This window comes from Arcicella sp. GW821-FHT09D11 (assembly GCF_059416265.1).
This window is the reverse complement of the sequence record NZ_JBWKOV010000005.1, coordinates 80,211-95,761: the sequence shown is the minus strand read 5'-3', so window position 1 is coordinate 95,761 and position 15,551 is coordinate 80,211. Positions and strand designations below refer to the sequence as shown.

General features: G+C 35.8%; 21 protein-coding genes and 2 tRNA genes. 7 read left to right on the top strand and 16 right to left on the bottom strand.

Translation table 11 applies throughout. From position 1 onward, the window contains the following. Window positions 1-116: 116 nt before the first annotated feature. The gene (locus AC07N0_RS15635) at window positions 117-572 is read left to right on the top strand and encodes a hypothetical protein (protein WP_494589912.1); all 456 of its coding nucleotides are present in this window, start codon (window positions 117-119) and stop codon (window positions 570-572) included. A 151-nt stretch (window positions 573-723) separates the two neighbouring features. On the opposite strand, the gene AC07N0_RS15630 is transcribed toward AC07N0_RS15635, so the two are convergent. The 11 genes from AC07N0_RS15630 to AC07N0_RS15580 all read right to left on the bottom strand — a co-directional run bounded on the left by AC07N0_RS15630 (window position 724) and on the right by AC07N0_RS15580 (window position 6,375). After that, window positions 724-1,353: a C2H2-type zinc finger protein gene (locus AC07N0_RS15630; protein ID WP_494589911.1), complete on the bottom strand. Its 630-nt coding sequence runs from the start codon at window positions 1,351-1,353 to the stop codon at window positions 724-726. Further along, entirely contained in the window at window positions 1,344-1,817 is a 474-nt protein-coding gene (locus tag AC07N0_RS15625; protein WP_494589910.1) for a hypothetical protein, read from the bottom strand. Before AC07N0_RS15625 ends, AC07N0_RS15630 begins: the two co-directional genes overlap by 10 nt. Continuing rightward, a complete protein-coding gene (locus tag AC07N0_RS15620) occupies window positions 1,814-2,128 on the bottom strand; it encodes a hypothetical protein (protein WP_494589909.1) in 315 nt (104 codons plus the stop codon). Before AC07N0_RS15620 ends, AC07N0_RS15625 begins: the two co-directional genes overlap by 4 nt. Before the next feature lie 405 nt (window positions 2,129-2,533). Continuing rightward, the gene (locus tag AC07N0_RS15615; RefSeq protein WP_494589908.1) at window positions 2,534-3,208 is read right to left on the bottom strand and encodes a hypothetical protein; all 675 of its coding nucleotides are present in this window, start codon (window positions 3,206-3,208) and stop codon (window positions 2,534-2,536) included. Between the two features lie 232 nt (window positions 3,209-3,440). Beyond that, the gene (locus AC07N0_RS15610; RefSeq protein ID WP_494589907.1) at window positions 3,441-3,689 is read right to left on the bottom strand and encodes a hypothetical protein; all 249 of its coding nucleotides are present in this window, start codon (window positions 3,687-3,689) and stop codon (window positions 3,441-3,443) included. 491 nt (window positions 3,690-4,180) lie between these two features. Then, a tRNA-Cys gene (locus tag AC07N0_RS15605) sits at window positions 4,181-4,254 on the bottom strand. Between the two features lie 459 nt (window positions 4,255-4,713). Beyond that, complete coding sequence (locus tag AC07N0_RS15600; protein ID WP_494589906.1) at window positions 4,714-4,854, bottom strand: hypothetical protein; 141 nt, start codon at window positions 4,852-4,854, stop codon at window positions 4,714-4,716. Between the two features lie 41 nt (window positions 4,855-4,895). Continuing rightward, the gene (locus tag AC07N0_RS15595; RefSeq protein WP_494589905.1) at window positions 4,896-5,357 is read right to left on the bottom strand and encodes a hypothetical protein; all 462 of its coding nucleotides are present in this window, start codon (window positions 5,355-5,357) and stop codon (window positions 4,896-4,898) included. A 48-nt stretch (window positions 5,358-5,405) separates the two neighbouring features. Beyond that, entirely contained in the window at window positions 5,406-5,561 is a 156-nt protein-coding gene (locus tag AC07N0_RS15590) for a hypothetical protein (protein WP_494589904.1), read from the bottom strand. Between the two features lie 301 nt (window positions 5,562-5,862). After that, complete coding sequence (locus AC07N0_RS15585) at window positions 5,863-6,240, bottom strand: WDGH domain-containing protein (RefSeq protein WP_494589902.1); 378 nt, start codon at window positions 6,238-6,240, stop codon at window positions 5,863-5,865. A gap of 62 nt (window positions 6,241-6,302) precedes the next feature. After that, window positions 6,303-6,375 (bottom strand) — tRNA-Met (locus AC07N0_RS15580). 208 nt (window positions 6,376-6,583) lie between these two features. On the opposite strand from AC07N0_RS15580, the gene AC07N0_RS15575 reads away from it, so the two are divergent. Continuing rightward, on the top strand, window positions 6,584-7,240 hold the full coding sequence (locus AC07N0_RS15575) for a DUF4145 domain-containing protein (RefSeq protein WP_494589901.1): 657 nt from the start codon (window positions 6,584-6,586) through the stop codon (window positions 7,238-7,240). Here AC07N0_RS15575 and AC07N0_RS15570 read toward each other — a convergent pair. Then, window positions 7,237-7,473, bottom strand: coding sequence for a hypothetical protein (locus AC07N0_RS15570; RefSeq protein WP_494589900.1), 237 nt, complete (start codon window positions 7,471-7,473; stop codon window positions 7,237-7,239). The two genes, AC07N0_RS15575 and AC07N0_RS15570, sit on opposite strands and share 4 nt — an antisense overlap. A gap of 161 nt (window positions 7,474-7,634) precedes the next feature. On the opposite strand from AC07N0_RS15570, the gene AC07N0_RS15565 reads away from it, so the two are divergent. Continuing rightward, a complete protein-coding gene (locus AC07N0_RS15565; protein ID WP_494589899.1) occupies window positions 7,635-7,853 on the top strand; it encodes a hypothetical protein in 219 nt (72 codons plus the stop codon). Window positions 7,854-7,861: 8 nt separating this feature from the next. On the opposite strand, the gene AC07N0_RS15560 is transcribed toward AC07N0_RS15565, so the two are convergent. Together AC07N0_RS15560 and AC07N0_RS15555 are read right to left on the bottom strand one after the other, a co-directional pair. After that, complete coding sequence (locus tag AC07N0_RS15560) at window positions 7,862-8,116, bottom strand: hypothetical protein (protein WP_494589898.1); 255 nt, start codon at window positions 8,114-8,116, stop codon at window positions 7,862-7,864. Window positions 8,117-8,139: 23 nt separating this feature from the next. Continuing rightward, window positions 8,140-8,388 (bottom strand): hypothetical protein, encoded by a 249-nt coding sequence (locus AC07N0_RS15555; protein WP_494589897.1) that lies wholly within the window; start codon window positions 8,386-8,388, stop codon window positions 8,140-8,142. Window positions 8,389-8,573: 185 nt separating this feature from the next. Here AC07N0_RS15555 and AC07N0_RS15550 point away from each other — a divergent pair, with 185 nt between their 5' ends. Continuing rightward, on the top strand, window positions 8,574-8,744 hold the full coding sequence (locus AC07N0_RS15550) for a YodC family protein (RefSeq protein WP_494589896.1): 171 nt from the start codon (window positions 8,574-8,576) through the stop codon (window positions 8,742-8,744). 128 nt (window positions 8,745-8,872) lie between these two features. Here the strand turns inward: AC07N0_RS15550 and AC07N0_RS15545 are convergent, their stop codons facing one another. Next, window positions 8,873-9,067, bottom strand: coding sequence for a hypothetical protein (locus AC07N0_RS15545; RefSeq protein WP_494589895.1), 195 nt, complete (start codon window positions 9,065-9,067; stop codon window positions 8,873-8,875). 225 nt (window positions 9,068-9,292) lie between these two features. Between AC07N0_RS15545 and AC07N0_RS15540 the strand changes: the two genes are divergently transcribed. From AC07N0_RS15540 to AC07N0_RS15530, 3 genes are all read left to right on the top strand, one after another. Then, window positions 9,293-9,694 (top strand): helix-turn-helix domain-containing protein, encoded by a 402-nt coding sequence (locus AC07N0_RS15540; protein ID WP_494589894.1) that lies wholly within the window; start codon window positions 9,293-9,295, stop codon window positions 9,692-9,694. 349 nt (window positions 9,695-10,043) lie between these two features. Beyond that, window positions 10,044-11,294, top strand: coding sequence for a dipeptidase (locus AC07N0_RS15535; protein WP_494589893.1), 1,251 nt, complete (start codon window positions 10,044-10,046; stop codon window positions 11,292-11,294). Between the two features lie 244 nt (window positions 11,295-11,538). Continuing rightward, on the top strand, window positions 11,539-13,290 hold the full coding sequence (locus AC07N0_RS15530; RefSeq protein WP_494589892.1) for a hypothetical protein: 1,752 nt from the start codon (window positions 11,539-11,541) through the stop codon (window positions 13,288-13,290). Window positions 13,291-13,356: 66 nt separating this feature from the next. On the opposite strand, the gene AC07N0_RS15525 is transcribed toward AC07N0_RS15530, so the two are convergent. Beyond that, on the bottom strand, window positions 13,357-15,051 hold the full coding sequence (locus AC07N0_RS15525) for a dihydrolipoamide acetyltransferase family protein (RefSeq protein WP_494589891.1): 1,695 nt from the start codon (window positions 15,049-15,051) through the stop codon (window positions 13,357-13,359). Window positions 15,052-15,551 lie beyond the last annotated feature (500 nt).

Genomic DNA, 15,551 nt, shown 5'->3' with positions numbered 1-15,551 from the left:
GGGACTTGAAGATGTTAACGAAAAAACTAAACTACGTTTATTTAAAGTAATCAATAAACTAACAGATGAAATCAAGACTATGCATTAAAATCTAAAACTATAAACAATTACCTATCATGCAAAATGGACAAAAAGTCATAGTACCACTCAAAAATTTCTGCTTCGTAAAAAACAATGTGCAAAAAAAAGATGTGCGTGTAACTTTTTACAAATTGGTTGAAACGGAAGAAATCTTGAAAGGTGCAGGTTTCTCATCAGATGAGGCCAGTAAATTCACAAATTATATCGCGCAAAATAAAAAAAAATATGATAATTTCGGTTTTTCAAATTATTTTAATGTTAATGATGAAAGTGAATATATTAGTGAATTCGATAAAATTGATTTAAAAAATCAGACATCTGAAAGACCAGAGTACATAATTTTAAGGAAAAAAAGTAAATCATTAGTTCTACCAGAAAAAATATACAAATGTATGGAAATTGAACTTTTGGAGCCTAATGGAAAACCTTATTTCGATTTTGAACTAGATTTTGATATTTTTGGATTATTGGAATGGGATTGGTCTATATAAGATAGAACTATAACTCTGTATTTATTTGACATATTTAAAGCATTGTCAACAAGTTAATTTGTTGACAATGCCATTATTAATTCCTTTTTAAATTTTTAAGTCATAAATTTTGTTCACTTCAAATTTCATCTTATTTTTTTCCCGTCTTTATTTACACTTCATTCCTATGTTTCTTTGATTTTAAATGGCCTCTATAAGCTTGAGGTGTATTAAATGTTTTTCCGCAACACTCGATAGGGTTATTTTGTGGATTAACTTTAACTTGATATTTTTCTAAACGCTCTGTATGCACTGGCTTATAAGAAGGTTCTGGATTAAGATGACCAAGTTCTATCTTTATTTCCCGGGCAATTGCTTCTGCTTGAGTGAGCATTAACAATAAGAGTGATTTTCGTCTAGTAGCTTGGCTTGGGAGCTGGCTGAAATACTTCTGAAATATTTCTAGTCTAGTCTGGATATCGGTCATTTGAAATGGTCTAATTTCTTGAGGAGTAAACTGTATCATATCAAAAAAATCTGTTCGTTCTTGCATTTCTAATGTGCTACAAGCTTCTTTGTCTATCGTCAAACATCCTAACTTTATGGCATTGTAGATTAAAGTTGTTTCATTGGGGAATTGAAGCCTTTTCCCCTCCCATTCTTCCTTAGATATTTGGCAAATAAAACAGATTTCTGCTATGATGTTTTCCTCTTCTTTTGTATTAGAGACCGTCACTCCCTTTTCTAAGGTTTTTCCATTGTGCAATTGCAGTCTTGGAATAATTATTTTTTCTACTGGCATCGCTCAAATGTTTCTTTCATGGAATTGTAAACCTCTGGATATTCGTCACGTAATTCTGTATAGCTTAGATTACCACACTGTGTCTTAAGTTCTCTTTCATAGTGAATTTGAAAGTCTGACTTTGAGCGGTCAGGCATGTATTTCAACAACTTTTTTGCTAAATCGTCTTTTACTCGCTTGAGCCCATCAGGTAGATTTTCTACATCCTGTAAGAAGTAGAAAAGTGCAGCAGCTTGATAGATATAAAAATTAAAGTTTGTCTTACAACTGTTTCGGATGCTTTCAAAAGCTGGCGATAGCAAATACCGCTCGTAGATGAAAGAAATGACTACATATTCATAGCGAATCATTTTTGTACCACTCAAAAGCATTCGGCCATTTTCAATAATTTTCTCTTGAGCAATGATCAATTCTTTGAGGTTTCGGTAATCATGTACCGAGAGCGCTATCGGTATTTTTTTCATGGTATATATTTGGTTAGTTTTTCCTGAATTTGTTGTGCTATACTGGTCATAAAGTCAATCCAATATTGTTCTGTATGATTGCAGTAGAATTGAGTCACTACGTTTCCTTTAAGCACTATTTTGGCAAATTCTTGATTAGTGCCTAAATCTTTTCTGCCTTTATTTTGGTTCAAATAAACCAAAATGGTATTCATCCTATTTTCCTTAAATGCTCCTGTTAATCTTGATTCAACAATACGGACGATACGACCTAATTCTATTTTGTGGGCTGTCGATTCTTGATACTCCTTAACCTCTTTTGTATACTTCATGTAGTAAGTACTGAAGTTGACATAACTGTATCCTGATTGCCACGCACGTTCATGATATAGGGTTACGACAAACTTGCTGTTTTCTTTATCCGTGATGGACTTTGGTTTTTCAAAAGTTATCATAGTTGTCTAATTATCAATTGGTTATTTAATTTTGTAATTTTTCGCCCCGCCCCCAGCTTGGTTTTTAGTTAAAATAAGACCTTATCAGTACTTCTTAATTAGTACTTAGCAGTGCTTATACATTCCAATTTTCTGGATTCGACGCCTGTCTTTTTGGCAGTGAGCTCGGAAATCCTTTCATCACTACACTAAAAAACCACTTTCACGTTCTTATAAGTACTTATTTCAAGTTTCCTATTAGGTCTTATAAGATACTTATAAAACAAAATGATAGTATCTAATTTAAAGTCGCTGTCGGCTAATGTAATCTTCAATGGATGAGCCGATTGCGTCTGAAATCGACGTTGCTCTGTGGACAACCTTTTCCTCAGGAGTCGCCAGTTTCCCAAATGGTACTGGGTTTAATGGAGGAATAGTAGATGCCTTAGGCAAATTAAATTTTCTAATATTTATTTCTGTACCTTCTTCGTGTGCTTTTTGGTGCAAAGGGTTTTTGTAGACAATTACCTTAGGCGAAAGCGTAATTTCAATACAATTGATGTCTTTGCCCGGAATCCCGAGGGTACTTCTTTCTTTTGTTTGAATAAACGAATTAGGCATCTCTAGGAAACGCTTAATATGCCTCATCACTGTAATAACGGCGGGTGCTCGGTACTCTTTGCCCACAGCTGCTGCTAAGTAGCTGTAAGTGAATTTAACGGCTCCTTTCGTGGTTTTGCCTTTTGAAAACTTCTGCATAAACATCCAGAGGATATTTTTTGCCGTCGTTTCCATCGATACGGCCAATTTCATAAGCTTACTATCGGGATTGCTTTTTCGATCTTCATCTACCAATTTATTGTAGAACGCTAAAATCTGTCCAAGCTTTTCTTTCATCAATAGCCAATTGAGTTCTGGCTTTTGATTATTAGCGTGAATGCTTGCGTAAACGGATGCGGGTAAAGTAATTAGTTTCATAAGGCAATAAGATTCAGCCTCGCAATTTTCATGCGAGTAATTTTGTGAATGTTGTGTACGTTAGCCATTCGCTAACGATTTAATAGACAAAAACATACCTGTGATACATTTTTGATGTATCTGGTTTGAAAATGCCTGTACAGTCTTGTACAGGGTATTTTGTGTTTACGAATAGGTATATACGTAAACAATTTCTTGCTTTTTGGCCGTATGCCTAGCACACGGCCAATTGTTACTGTTGGGGTGGATTGCTGTCCCAGTACGAATTAACGATTTTGGTTAATTCTTGTAGTCGCTCGAAATCTCTGTAAATATCTGCTCGTTGGATAGCCGTCATGGCATCCATGATATCGGATTGAATAAAACCTCGAAATAAGTCTTTGACATTATCGGGGTTGATGCAATCTTTCTCATCGAGAAAATCTTCAAGAGATTTAATCAACTGTTTTTGTTTGGGAACTTCGCTCTTTGGTGTTTGCATTTCCTTGAGTTTAGTTTTGAAACAATAAAAAAAGGTCCTCGGTGGTGCAAACACCAAAGAGACTAGCGGGAACCGCCAGAGACAGGACATTACACGACTTACACGTGTTCTCCGAAGACCAAGATCTTCGTCCAATGAAAAATAAAATACGGGATTTTACTCCCTTCAATGTTTGCATTTCAAAGGTCGGGAATGTCCATAACATTTCCAAAACTTTACTCAAGAAAATTTACCAAAGAACTACAATCCTTGCAAGCATTACGGGAATCGAACCCGTATCATCTATTTACCGCCATAAATAGAGATTTCGCCCTAACGAAAATGCCTGGTATTTGAGTGATGAGTTTTTATTTTCTTATTCAACATTCAGTACTCAAAATTTATTACTTATTGTTCATCTGCTTTACGGTAAAGTTGTTGGTTTTGAAAATATTCCCCCAGGAATCTGGGGGGTATTTGCCTAACCAGTAAATTTTTATGCGAAAAAATTGAGCAGAGAGAAGGATTCGAACCTCCGTAAATATGGTTTTGCACACCAATCACATAGCCACTCTAGCACCCCTACTTATAATAAAAATTGCGTCGTGGTTAGTTTAAATATGTCCACATCTATTGATGTGGACTATTTGCTCTAACCTTTAACTATGAAAAAAACCTTAATTTTAGTGATTTTGACAATAAACGCAGGGAGCAGTACTCCCTACGTTAGATACTTACACCACTTTTAATTATCTTCTTTGATACTTGTAATAAAGATGTGATACACAATATCCAACTATAAAACAGCCCAATGCCTGGCATAAAATCTCGCTAATTATCATCCTCTAAATCTTGAATTAAGTACTTACCAAAATGCTTTTTACCAAGGCTCACGCCTAAGATGAAACTGATTAGCCCGACGCATACCGGCAAAATGGCGAGTAGAAAATCTACTGAATTTGCTGGTAAATGTAAATTGATGTTCATAGTTTGATTAGCTAAGAGCTGCCAGCAAAGAATGTTGCTGGCAACATATATAAATGTTCTATTGAAATTTCTTGGTTTCAAGTTCATCAATGGGCGGAGTGTTCGTCCAATTGATAAACAAATAGGCAAACAAGCCAATTAAGGCTAAATGTGCTACTAGCAAAATGGCGACTGCGTCTGAGTAATTAGTTTCATTCATGGTATAAGTGTTCTATTTAAGCTTCATAGCATTATGAGTGATTAATAATCATTCCCCGCACCTCCCCCACCAAAATCGCCACCTCCAAAATCACTGCTTGATGAACTTGAGCTGCTAGAGCTTGAATCATCCGAAGACCATGATGTAGAAGGCGAACTATAATCGCTAGTACCATTGTCAGTGCTTGAGGAACTTGTACTATTTGAGCTTGAGTCATCCGAACCCCACGAACTGGAAGGCACATTTTCAACATTACTTCTAATTGGTTCAAAAGGCTGCCATGTATCTGGGTGCGATAAAGAATCACTTTTGCTTGGCTGACTTGTATTATCAAGTTTAGGCTTTTTTTCAGGTGGATTTGTCTTCAGTACTTTTGTTCTTGCCCTAATAGCCTCTTGATAAGTAATGAGTTCTTTCCTTCTTTTAGCTCTAAAGTATTTTTCAGTTGCAATAATTGCCCCTACCAGAGCAATGACTTCCAAAGTAAATGTTATTGAAAACATAGTTTAAATTTGGGGAGTGGCTAGCTCCCCGATTTGATTGCCCCTCTGCTATAGCCAGTAGCCTTTCGCACCTACACCTAAATAAAGAAACAATTTTACGGGTGCTTTTTCCAAAGCTTCGGCCTCCCGTCGGCCACCTACCACATCTAACAAGCTTGAAGGAGCAGCAGGAGTCGAACCTGCCTCAAGTTTGAGGTTTGCCATTAGTATACTCCTTACCAAAAAAAATAATAACCATTTTACAAATCCTCTTGGTACGATTAAAAAAATGGATGAAATGTTCGGATATTATGGGGTTAGCATACCTACATCCAGTTGAACACCTTAACCCCTCTTTCGGGGTTAATACCATCCATTTTTTTGATTTACTATTTGCCCCAAACGCTAATTTGTTCGGGGCTTTATGGTGATACCCAAGGGACAATAGTTTGCCCCTCATCTTCGATTTGTTGTTTGGGGGTGCTTTTCTACTAAAAAGCTATGGCTCCCACCGCCAGACTTCAACTTACTCTTTCATAAAAAGGATAAGCCGTTCAAATGTATCCTCTGTAGTTTGGCTATCGGATGCGTACAAAGCAGTTTCAGTTTCTGGAATGTTGAAATAATCCCACATATCCATAGGATATTGGCCAGTTATTAACCCTTGAGGCAAAGCGGCCATTACTATAAAGGAGTCGCCACCATTGCATAAATCGCCATTTTGATAGCGAAGAGATTTATGAGGGTTATTTGTTCCTGACTTGTTCCATGCAGAAAGTAAGCCTGCGTAAAAAATTGCCTTGAATTTATAGAGTTCCTCAAAGGAGTACTCGCCATCCTTAAGCTTTACCCTTTCTTCCGAATCAAGATGGTTTACTAAATTTTGTACTTCATCAAAATTCATAGTATTGTAGTTTAAAAAACTCAGGAAGATTAAAATATTCAAATATCAAACCTTCCTGATCGTTGCAGGTACCGGACTCGAACCGGTGACCTCAAGGTTATGAGCCTTGCGAGCTACCATCTGCTCTAACCTACTTGGTAATTATGACAAGTACTGAAAAATTAAAGACTTACTAAATCAAAACAGTACTTCCCAATGTTTTATGGGGTTATTCTTGCTATATTTACTATACCTAAAACAAATTTTCACAATCAAACCCCAATATTTTATAGAAAAGAATCAAGCTATTAAACAAGATGATTCTAACTACTATTTGTAATTCTAAACAATCTTTTAGTTAAACATGAAACACATACAACCGGCATTAAAACAAAAATCTTATCACTGCCCAAATTGTGGCATACTTGCTGAACAGACTTGGTCTGAAAGCATTATATGTCAATATGTGGGCCGCCTTCCAAGTGGTAGTCAAGGAAACACAAGTTTTCATTTACAAAACTTCAGTATAGCCAAATGTAGACATTGCGAACAACCCAATATCTGGTATTCTGAGAAAATGATTTACCCATTAACTGGAAATGTTGAAATGGCAAACCCTGACTTACCAGACGATATAAAAAACGATTATGACGAAGCCAAAAATATTGTAAATATCTCACCAAGAGGTGCAGCGGCCTTATTAAGGCTTGCGGTACAGAAACTCTGCATACATTTAGGCGAAAAAGGCAACAATATCAATGACGATATAAAAAGTTTGGTCAAAAAAGGACTACCACCAATGATGCAACAGGCTCTTGACAGTGTTCGTGTTATTGGTAATAATGCTGTTCATCCGGGTAAAATTGATTTGAGTGATAATCTCGAAATTGCATATGCGTTATTTGGGTTTGTAAATATTATTTGTGAAATGCTTATCACCCAACCTAAAAAAATTAATGAATACTACGAAAAGCACATCCCTGAAAATATTAGGCTCGGCATTGAAAAAAGAGATAGTTAGTTAGCCCTCCAATTTTGTAATGCTTCTTCAATTGATAGCTCTTTGTTTGATAGACAAAATTTTGAAAAGGAAATCAAATCTTCTACAGAATAATTGCCTTGACTATCATGGAAAGCCAACAATTCGCCCTCTTTTGTATAGATTTCAAGAATTGGTCTAACTGGACTTGTAACATCTTTTCCAGTACCTTTTCTTGACAAATCTGTTATGACAACTTCTTTTACGTTTATCATTACTTCACTGGTTTTGTTTTAATCTACTTCTGGAGGGTGATTTTAGTCGTAGCTAAATCTCAAACTCAACTTCCTTTATTTTACTTTAATTTTTGGGGATTTATTTGCTATATTTGAGTCACGAAAAACAAATATTAAACATTTAAACCCCCTATTTTTTTATGGAAAATCCATTCAACATTGGTGATGTAATCAAAATCAAAGACAAACCTCAAAGATTTTCAATTGTGGCTTTTTTAAGTAATACGGTTGTTAGTTGTTTATCAACTAAACCCAATGAATACACAAACATTATTATAGATACTTCTTTAATTGAATTACATAAAAACGAACCTCAAAAGGTTTTCTCAATGCCCATAAAATCATATCCAAGGAGTTAATTTTTGGTTTAATTTTCTTGATCCAAAAACTTTTTATTACGCTCAAGTTCAACTTCTATCCAGTCAGATACCTCTTTCATAGAGGTATTGAATCGTCTAGCATGTAACTGTTCAGCAAGCTTTATTAATGTTACTGAACAGTTAAATTTATATTCTTTAGTTTTCAACGCCATCTGTTCATTGTTGGCTTTGATAATGTTTAAGCCTAACACAAGGATAGTTACAAATTGCAGCACTGATAATGCAAATACTAATTTCTCCATATCATCTTTTGATTTTTAATACCCTAAATTATAAACTGCACGAAAAGCTCTTTGGTGTCTGGTTTTCGGGTGCTCATGATGCTAATAGTCATATAATTGCCCTCCCCAAATTTTTCTTTGAACTCAGAATCAGGGAAATTATTTAATTCATACAATTCTTTAGAATACTTATTCAAAAATTCAAAAACGAGATCATCAAGTTTGTTCGAAAGATTCATAATTTCGTTTTTATCATTTTCGCAGTCTACGACTAAATCATTTGTTTTTGACATCTAGAGATAAATTTATTTTAACACTTCACTTCTTAAGTCTTAAAGCCCTAAATAAATATTCAGTTTCACGGTCGGTTAAAATCACTGTACCTTTAATCGTAAACAATACTTTAATTTATTAGGGAATTTATAGTAAATTTGAAGTGCAATTATCAATATTCAACCAATAAACCCCCAATGTTTTTATGGAAACTGTATTTAAAATCGGTGACGTTGTAGAACTTAATTCAGATAGTCCCAAAATGACAATTTCTTCTATTAATGATGAAACAATTAAATGCATATGGTATGATACCATCAAAGGAGAATTCAAAGAAAAAAGCTTTGAAGTCTACTGCTTATCTAAGATTTCATAATCCATTCATATAATGCTTGAGAATCTTCAGTTAAGGATTTTATACTATAACCGCCATTACGGTTGTAGTATACTTTTAAAAGTTTAACTGCTTGAATCTTTATTAAAATTTTAAGTATTCTCTTCATATCACCTCTTAATTTTTAAAGCCCTAAATAAATACTCTGTTTCTCTATCAGTTAAAGCAGCCGCACCACTAATTTTGTGCATAACGTTCCTTTCGCCATAACCAAAAATATCTTGCATATTTTTTTTGATAGTCTTTCTATCTTTTATTGCTTTCGCAAAATATGCTTCCCTTATTTTGATTAATTCATCCGACATATTGACCGTTCAATAAAAAAAGCATAAAATCGAACTTAATTCAGTCACTTCTTATTAATTTCGTATTGTCTTCTTGTTTATTTCTTATTCTGTTCTTGTTTGTGATACAAATATCAGAATATTTTATGAAAAAACAACAAAATCAATAAAATATTATCAAATAATATTTAAAAATAATTAGAATCAAATAATTCTTATTAAGTCCTTAATTTAAATAATATTAAAATGAAGAATTTTTCAGAAAAATTTAAGACAGCTCTGAGGCAAAAAGGTATGACTCAAGGGAATCTTTGTGAAAGAATTGGTATGACTCAAGATGGTATAAAAAAAATGATTGAGAATGAAACAATAAAAGTTAAAACATTGGAACAAATTTGTGAAGTATTAGAAGTTCCAATTACTTACTTCTTAGACGTTGAACCTGAAAAAGTTGAGCCAGTAGGCTTTTGGAAAAAAATGATGAAAGATATGAGTGAAGAAATGGATAAGCTTAGAATACGAGCTTATAGTGCTGAAGAACAGTTAAGTAATCTACGAGCAGGAAATTTTAGTCTGAGAATAGGCTTAGTCAACAACATTAATTGCGGTACTAAGTTTAAATTATATTCACTTAAAATGATAGCATAAATGTTGTGTCTATTCTCCAAAGCAATTCCATAATTGCTAATTGACTATAAATGAAACCATTAGCTGTGTTCCTCGGGATTCCCGTACGGACTACAACATGGATTCCCTCCAAATTAAAAAGACTACTTTAAAAGTAGTCTTTTTTTGTTTTAACACATATTTCTTCTTTCTTCAAATACCTCCTCCTACCCCCCAATTTTATAGTATTTACCCGATAATAGCCCACAGTTGTCGATTTTTAAACCCTAATGGGCGATATTCAACATAAAAACAACTATATCCTTCTACTTTTGTCTTGATGGGGAAAGACCATCCAATGATAAAAATTAAGTAAGCAATATTATACTTTATGGAAAATAAAACAAACTGGTCTAGACTAGAGTTCCTAAAAGCTGTAGCAGGCATCACGGCTACAATGGTTCTAAATCCTCTACCATCTTGGGCTTGGGCAATCGATGAGATTGACCCTCGCGTTGCGGCGCTCGTAGCATCTACCATTGGTATTGATACACACAATCATATCGATGTTCCACTGACTAAAGCCGAAATGCCAGGTCCTAATATCGACCTTGCAGGCGAAATGAAAAAGTCTGGCTTGTCTGCTATCTGCATGACATTTGCACTGGATTATCAAAAATTACAAAATTCGGGTGAAGCATGGGAACGCTTTCTCAATGCCATGAGTGTCATAGACGAGCAACTCAAAAATAATGGCATGAAACGTGCGCTGAACTTGTCAGATTTACAAAAGGCACACAAAACGCACAAGCCTATTGCTATACAATCAGTGGAAGGCGGACACTTTTTGGAAGGCAAGCTAGAAAGAGTAGGCATAGCCTACGAACGAGGACTGCGACACCTGACTTTACTCCATGATAGTGATGCTTCTGTACCATTAGGGGATGTATACACTAATCCTCCACGATTTGGTGGACTAACGCCATTCGGTACTGAGGTAATTAAAGAATGTAACAGATTGGGCATTCTGGTGGATTTGGCACATGCTGATAGAGATACAATAGCGACCTCACTCAAGATAGCACAACATCCAGTCATTATTTCCCATACTGGTCTTGATACACAACTTGGCAAGAATGAGTTTATGGCAAAAATGATGAAGCCAAGACTCATTAGCAAAGAACAGGCTAAAATCGTTGCTGATACTGGTGGTATAATAGGTGTGTGGACACATCTAGCTGACACGCCTTTGGTGTATGCTCAAAACATCAGAGCTTTAGTTGATGTCATTGGCGTTGACCATGTATGTATTGGTACAGATACCAAATTAACTCCAGTGTATAGGAGTGCAGGAGGTTTTGGTGGTGCAAAGTCCGAAGGAAGTCTAAAACCAGAAGGCGGAGGTGCTGAAAAACGTCCAGAAGGTGCTTTAAATAATAAACCACAAAATGGGCAAGGCGGTGGTCAAAACCGTGGTAGAGTTGGAGAACGTACCAATGAAGCTTGGCAAGATCAAAAAACAGGATTCTACTATGCAGTAGTTGACGCACTACTAAAGAGCGGATTTAATGCAGATGAAATAGGAAAAATAGGTGGAGGAAACTTCTGTCGCGTGTTCGGAGAAGCTACTGGTAAAAAATAAAGATATAGGTACTCTTTCGTCATTTCAATGTAAAAGCCATTAATAATCAAATTATTAATGGCTTTTACATTTTTTATTATTCTAAACGTTGAATTAAGACTTCAGCATTAGAAATAAAAAAAGGATTAAATGATATTTTAACAAAAAGTAACAGATTATTGCATTAACAAATACTTTTTTCGTTATAGTTGCAAATTGGTCAACTATTCAACTCTTGTTGCAAGTATTAATAATGCTTTATAAAATGAAAAAAACACTCATCCTATTTACCTTAACATCTTTTATTTCTTGTGGACAGCACACTGAGCATAAAGTGAGTACTGTGAAAAAAATACAGCAACTACCTACCAAAACAATTACAAATACGCCCCAATCAATTAGTAATGTAGCCAAAGAAATTGCCATACAAACCAAAGTAAATGACCTTCCTTTACAATTAATTGGTAAATTCACGATACCTACTTATACAAATGCACAGGGATACATAAGACCCAAGTGGGGGGTTTGGTGGAATTTCTGGGGAAAGCCTTTTACTGATAATCATATTAATCCTTGGGAAGTAGGCTTAATGGGTAATGCTACTATTGTACCAGAATTTTATAGTGGGTATGGCAAAAGAGGTCTTGACTATATCTGGCAAATTGATTTAGAACGGGGAAAGCCATGGAATAATGATATTGACCCTTTTGTAGGAAAACGCTTTCAAGATTTTATCAGTACTATCCCCTATCAGCACAGATTTTTTGAAGGGAGCTTATCTGGTGGAGAAAAACTATCTAGCAAAGGCATGGAAGGTGCTTATGATTTTGGTCGCTCTACTTCCCTAGATGCTACCATGGGATGGGGAGATAATATCAATGGTAAATCGCATAGAGGATTAGTGGCTGTTGATATAGAAGATGGTACTGCCGACTATGGCGATAAGCTTCATAGGGCTGTGCTAATTGGCATGGCTGAAAGTACCACTGGGGATGTTTCATCAGACTATGGCGGGCCTATTAATACGCTTGGTTATATTCACGACCGAGAAAATGGCGAAAAAATGACGCTTTACTATCCCGATGCCGATGGTAATTACACCAATAGTAAAGCAAAATTTTCTGAGGATTGGCTAGCGTCTACCACTCCTATTTCTATTCCATCAAAAGGAGTCATTAACAAACGACCTATCGATTATCCTAATATTATCCCCAGTAATGAAATATCGTTTTATTCCCATGAATTTACGCAACAGGGTAAAACTTATGATTTAGGCAATGGAAATACGGTTGTCATCAATAAATATGGCAATAATAGAAATACGGAACATTTCTTAGCAAGAGCGGGTACTTTATTAGAGTGGCAATCGTGGTATTGCAGATACAAGCTCAATAACAGACGCAACAAGATGCTCACGAAAGTGATTGCGGACAAAGGTCCTATCGGTTTAAACCCTTACGTTAAATTAGCCAATGGAAATGTAGTAGAAGATGCCATCCTAGCACATAGAGGAGCAATGGCAGGACGACGCTATGCTTTTGACATTGTTAGCATCAACTATATGAACAATGTAGATTTGCATGAATGGGATAAAAATTCCTTTGTAGATAACAAAGCCCATGACACCTATATAGGTTTTTTTGCAGCCATCAAAATGTTAATGACTAACGGCGGAGCAGACTCATACCTTGAAATGGTTCCACAATATTGGGAAACAGAACAAAGTTATGACCACAAAAATTGGGTAAAACACAAAGCCGTAGAATGGGCTGATTCTCCCAACGTCTTACCTTGCAGAACCAAAGTAGGTCCGAAAAAGTTAGAGGCTATGTGCTGGCGTTCTGAAGGAATAGAGCCTACTGAAGTATGGTTGAGGGCAAACGTTGATGGCGTTTATCAAGAAATCCATATCACGCCTGATGCATGGGAAACTACTAATCCAATCTATAAAAACAAGCCTTTAGTCACTATTCCAACGGCGGATAAAGAATATTTTTATACGATGTTGAAATTTTAAAAATACTAATTAACAAAAAAGCTTGCAGATAAATCTGCAAGCTTTTTTGTTAATCTATATCCGAGACTATACTAACAATTTGATTGGATCTTCCAATAATTGTTTGAAAGTCTGCAAGAAAGCAGCACCTGTTGCACCATCCACTGTACGGTGGTCACAAGTAAGGGTTACTTTCATGATGTTAGTCGCATAAAATTGTCCGTTTTTAACAGCAACAGTTTCTTTAATACCACCTACTGCCAAAATACATGATTCAGGTTGGTTAATGATTGATGTAAACTCATCAATACCAAACATCCCCAAGTTACTTACTGTGAAAGTATTACCTTCCCAGTCTTTTGGTTGTAATTGTTTGTTTTTAGCTTTACCACCTAAATCTTTCGCCTCCGCAGAAATCTGAGAAAGTGATTTAGTGTTAGCAAAACGAATTACTGGTACTAATAAACCATCTTCAACAGCTACAGCCATCCCGATGTGTACATGGTGATTGATTCTGATTTTATCACCTAACCAATAAGAATTCACTTTTGGATGTTTTGTTAACGCTACAGCAGCAGCTTTCATCACCATATCATTAAATGAAATTTTCACTGGAGAAATTTCATTCATCGATACTCTGGCAGTCATCGCTTTATCCATGTTGATTTCCATGGTTAAATAGAATTCGGGCGCCGAGAACTTAGATTCAGATAAACGACGAGCAATCGTTTTACGCATCTGATTCAATGGGAATTCTTCGTAGCTTTCTTCAGCTGTAATTACTGGTGCTGCTACGGCAGGTTTTCCTGACGCTTTAGCAGGTGCCTCAGCAGGTTTAGGAGCAGCAGCGGCAGGAACAAAATTATCAACGTCTGCTTTTACGACTCTTCCGTTTTCACCAGAACCTTTTACCTGAGCAATGTTAATACCTTTATCTTTCGCTAAAGCTTTTGCCAATGGTGAAGCCTTCACTCTTCCATCCGCATCAGCTACAGGAGCAGACTCTTCTACTTTAGCTTCTGGCGCTGGCGTATTATTAGCAGCTGGAGCAGCAGTAGTAGTTGCAGGAGCAGGAGCCGCTTTTCCACCATTCAATAATGCTTGGTAATCAGCACCTGGTTCCCCAATTATAGCAATAACGTCATCAACATTTACAGTTTTTCCTTCTTCAAGACCGATATACAATAATGTACAAGGATTGTATTTTGTAACATCAATAAAATTATCTAAATCAAATTCCATGGTAGCTTTATCAGTTTCCACTTCCGCCAAAAGAGCATCGCCGGCTTTGATTGTATCTCCTACTTTTTTAAGCCAAGCCACCAAAGTACCTTCCATCATGGTATCCGACATTTTCGGCATGCCAATTACTTCAGCTTTGATATTAGAAGTATCTACAGCTGGTGCATTCTCTTCAGGTTTAGCAGGAGCTGGTTCTTCTGGAGTAGCAGGAGCATCAGATGGGGCATCAGCTTTGGCAGGAGTACCACCAGATAAAAGCTGTTCGTAGGCTTCACCGTTTTCACCAATAATAGCAATGATGCTATCCACGGGTACGGCTTTACCTTTCTCTAAACCGATGTATAAAATTCGGCAATCTTTAAAATTGCTCAAATCCATTCTTTCGTCCAAATCAAGCTCCATTGTAGCTTTATCTGTTTCGATTTCTGCAATCAAGCCGTCACCTGGCTTTAAAGGGTCACCAACTTTTTTGAGCCATTCTGCAACAACACCTTCTGTCATGGTGTCGCTCATTTTGGGCATGGTTATGATTTCTGCCATTTTTATTATTATAGGAAAATTTACTGTTTTTGGTAAATGGTTAAATAGCCATTAGCTAAAATAGTGATTTGCTGTGATAAAATTTGGGTAAATCAACAACTAAAAACTAATAAAAACAACTACACAACCAATTTAGAATTCAAAAATAAGGCTAAACACTTGGTTTCAAAAGCTATCTTGAAAAAATATAATTTTGTCTTCTTTTCATATCATGTATTTTTTAGTTAATTAAAATCCCAATAGCATTTAATTAATGCTTAAAAAAAATAAAATTTTAAATATCAATAAAACAACACTAACTTTAAGCCAAACAAACCAATCCTCTTTATTTTAAAGGGGTTTCTCCAAGGCTACCTAACCACTCTTCATAAAAGCATTTTGATGCATTATATACTGTATTCAACGTTTAGTTTTACATCTTCTCGTACATGTTATACTAGGCTATACCACCACTAGCTATTAAATTCTATTCAATCATCTGGGTTAGTTATGCAACTAGC

What these genes read in the sequence shown, in the direction of transcription:
- AC07N0_RS15635 (WP_494589912.1), top strand. Translation starts at nt 117, where the DNA reads ATGCAAAATGGACAAAAAGTCATAGTACCACTCAAAAATTTCTGCTTC.
- AC07N0_RS15630 (WP_494589911.1), bottom strand. Translation starts at nt 1,353, where the DNA reads ATGCCAGTAGAAAAAATAATTATTCCAAGACTGCAATTGCACAATGGA.
- AC07N0_RS15625 (WP_494589910.1), bottom strand. Translation starts at nt 1,817, where the DNA reads ATGAAAAAAATACCGATAGCGCTCTCGGTACATGATTACCGAAACCTC.
- AC07N0_RS15620 (WP_494589909.1), bottom strand. Translation starts at nt 2,128, where the DNA reads ATGAAGTATACAAAAGAGGTTAAGGAGTATCAAGAATCGACAGCCCAC.
- AC07N0_RS15615 (WP_494589908.1), bottom strand. Translation starts at nt 3,208, where the DNA reads ATGAAACTAATTACTTTACCCGCATCCGTTTACGCAAGCATTCACGCT.
- AC07N0_RS15610 (WP_494589907.1), bottom strand. Translation starts at nt 3,689, where the DNA reads ATGCAAACACCAAAGAGCGAAGTTCCCAAACAAAAACAGTTGATTAAA.
- AC07N0_RS15600 (WP_494589906.1), bottom strand. Translation starts at nt 4,854, where the DNA reads ATGAATGAAACTAATTACTCAGACGCAGTCGCCATTTTGCTAGTAGCA.
- AC07N0_RS15595 (WP_494589905.1), bottom strand. Translation starts at nt 5,357, where the DNA reads ATGTTTTCAATAACATTTACTTTGGAAGTCATTGCTCTGGTAGGGGCA.
- AC07N0_RS15590 (WP_494589904.1), bottom strand. Translation starts at nt 5,561, where the DNA reads ATGGCAAACCTCAAACTTGAGGCAGGTTCGACTCCTGCTGCTCCTTCA.
- AC07N0_RS15585 (WP_494589902.1), bottom strand. Translation starts at nt 6,240, where the DNA reads ATGAATTTTGATGAAGTACAAAATTTAGTAAACCATCTTGATTCGGAA.
- AC07N0_RS15575 (WP_494589901.1), top strand. Translation starts at nt 6,584, where the DNA reads ATGAAACACATACAACCGGCATTAAAACAAAAATCTTATCACTGCCCA.
- AC07N0_RS15570 (WP_494589900.1), bottom strand. Translation starts at nt 7,473, where the DNA reads ATGATAAACGTAAAAGAAGTTGTCATAACAGATTTGTCAAGAAAAGGT.
- AC07N0_RS15565 (WP_494589899.1), top strand. Translation starts at nt 7,635, where the DNA reads ATGGAAAATCCATTCAACATTGGTGATGTAATCAAAATCAAAGACAAA.
- AC07N0_RS15560 (WP_494589898.1), bottom strand. Translation starts at nt 8,116, where the DNA reads ATGGAGAAATTAGTATTTGCATTATCAGTGCTGCAATTTGTAACTATC.
- AC07N0_RS15555 (WP_494589897.1), bottom strand. Translation starts at nt 8,388, where the DNA reads ATGTCAAAAACAAATGATTTAGTCGTAGACTGCGAAAATGATAAAAAC.
- AC07N0_RS15550 (WP_494589896.1), top strand. Translation starts at nt 8,574, where the DNA reads ATGGAAACTGTATTTAAAATCGGTGACGTTGTAGAACTTAATTCAGAT.
- AC07N0_RS15545 (WP_494589895.1), bottom strand. Translation starts at nt 9,067, where the DNA reads ATGTCGGATGAATTAATCAAAATAAGGGAAGCATATTTTGCGAAAGCA.
- AC07N0_RS15540 (WP_494589894.1), top strand. Translation starts at nt 9,293, where the DNA reads ATGAAGAATTTTTCAGAAAAATTTAAGACAGCTCTGAGGCAAAAAGGT.
- AC07N0_RS15535 (WP_494589893.1), top strand. Translation starts at nt 10,044, where the DNA reads ATGGAAAATAAAACAAACTGGTCTAGACTAGAGTTCCTAAAAGCTGTA.
- AC07N0_RS15530 (WP_494589892.1), top strand. Translation starts at nt 11,539, where the DNA reads ATGAAAAAAACACTCATCCTATTTACCTTAACATCTTTTATTTCTTGT.
- AC07N0_RS15525 (WP_494589891.1), bottom strand. Translation starts at nt 15,051, where the DNA reads ATGGCAGAAATCATAACCATGCCCAAAATGAGCGACACCATGACAGAA.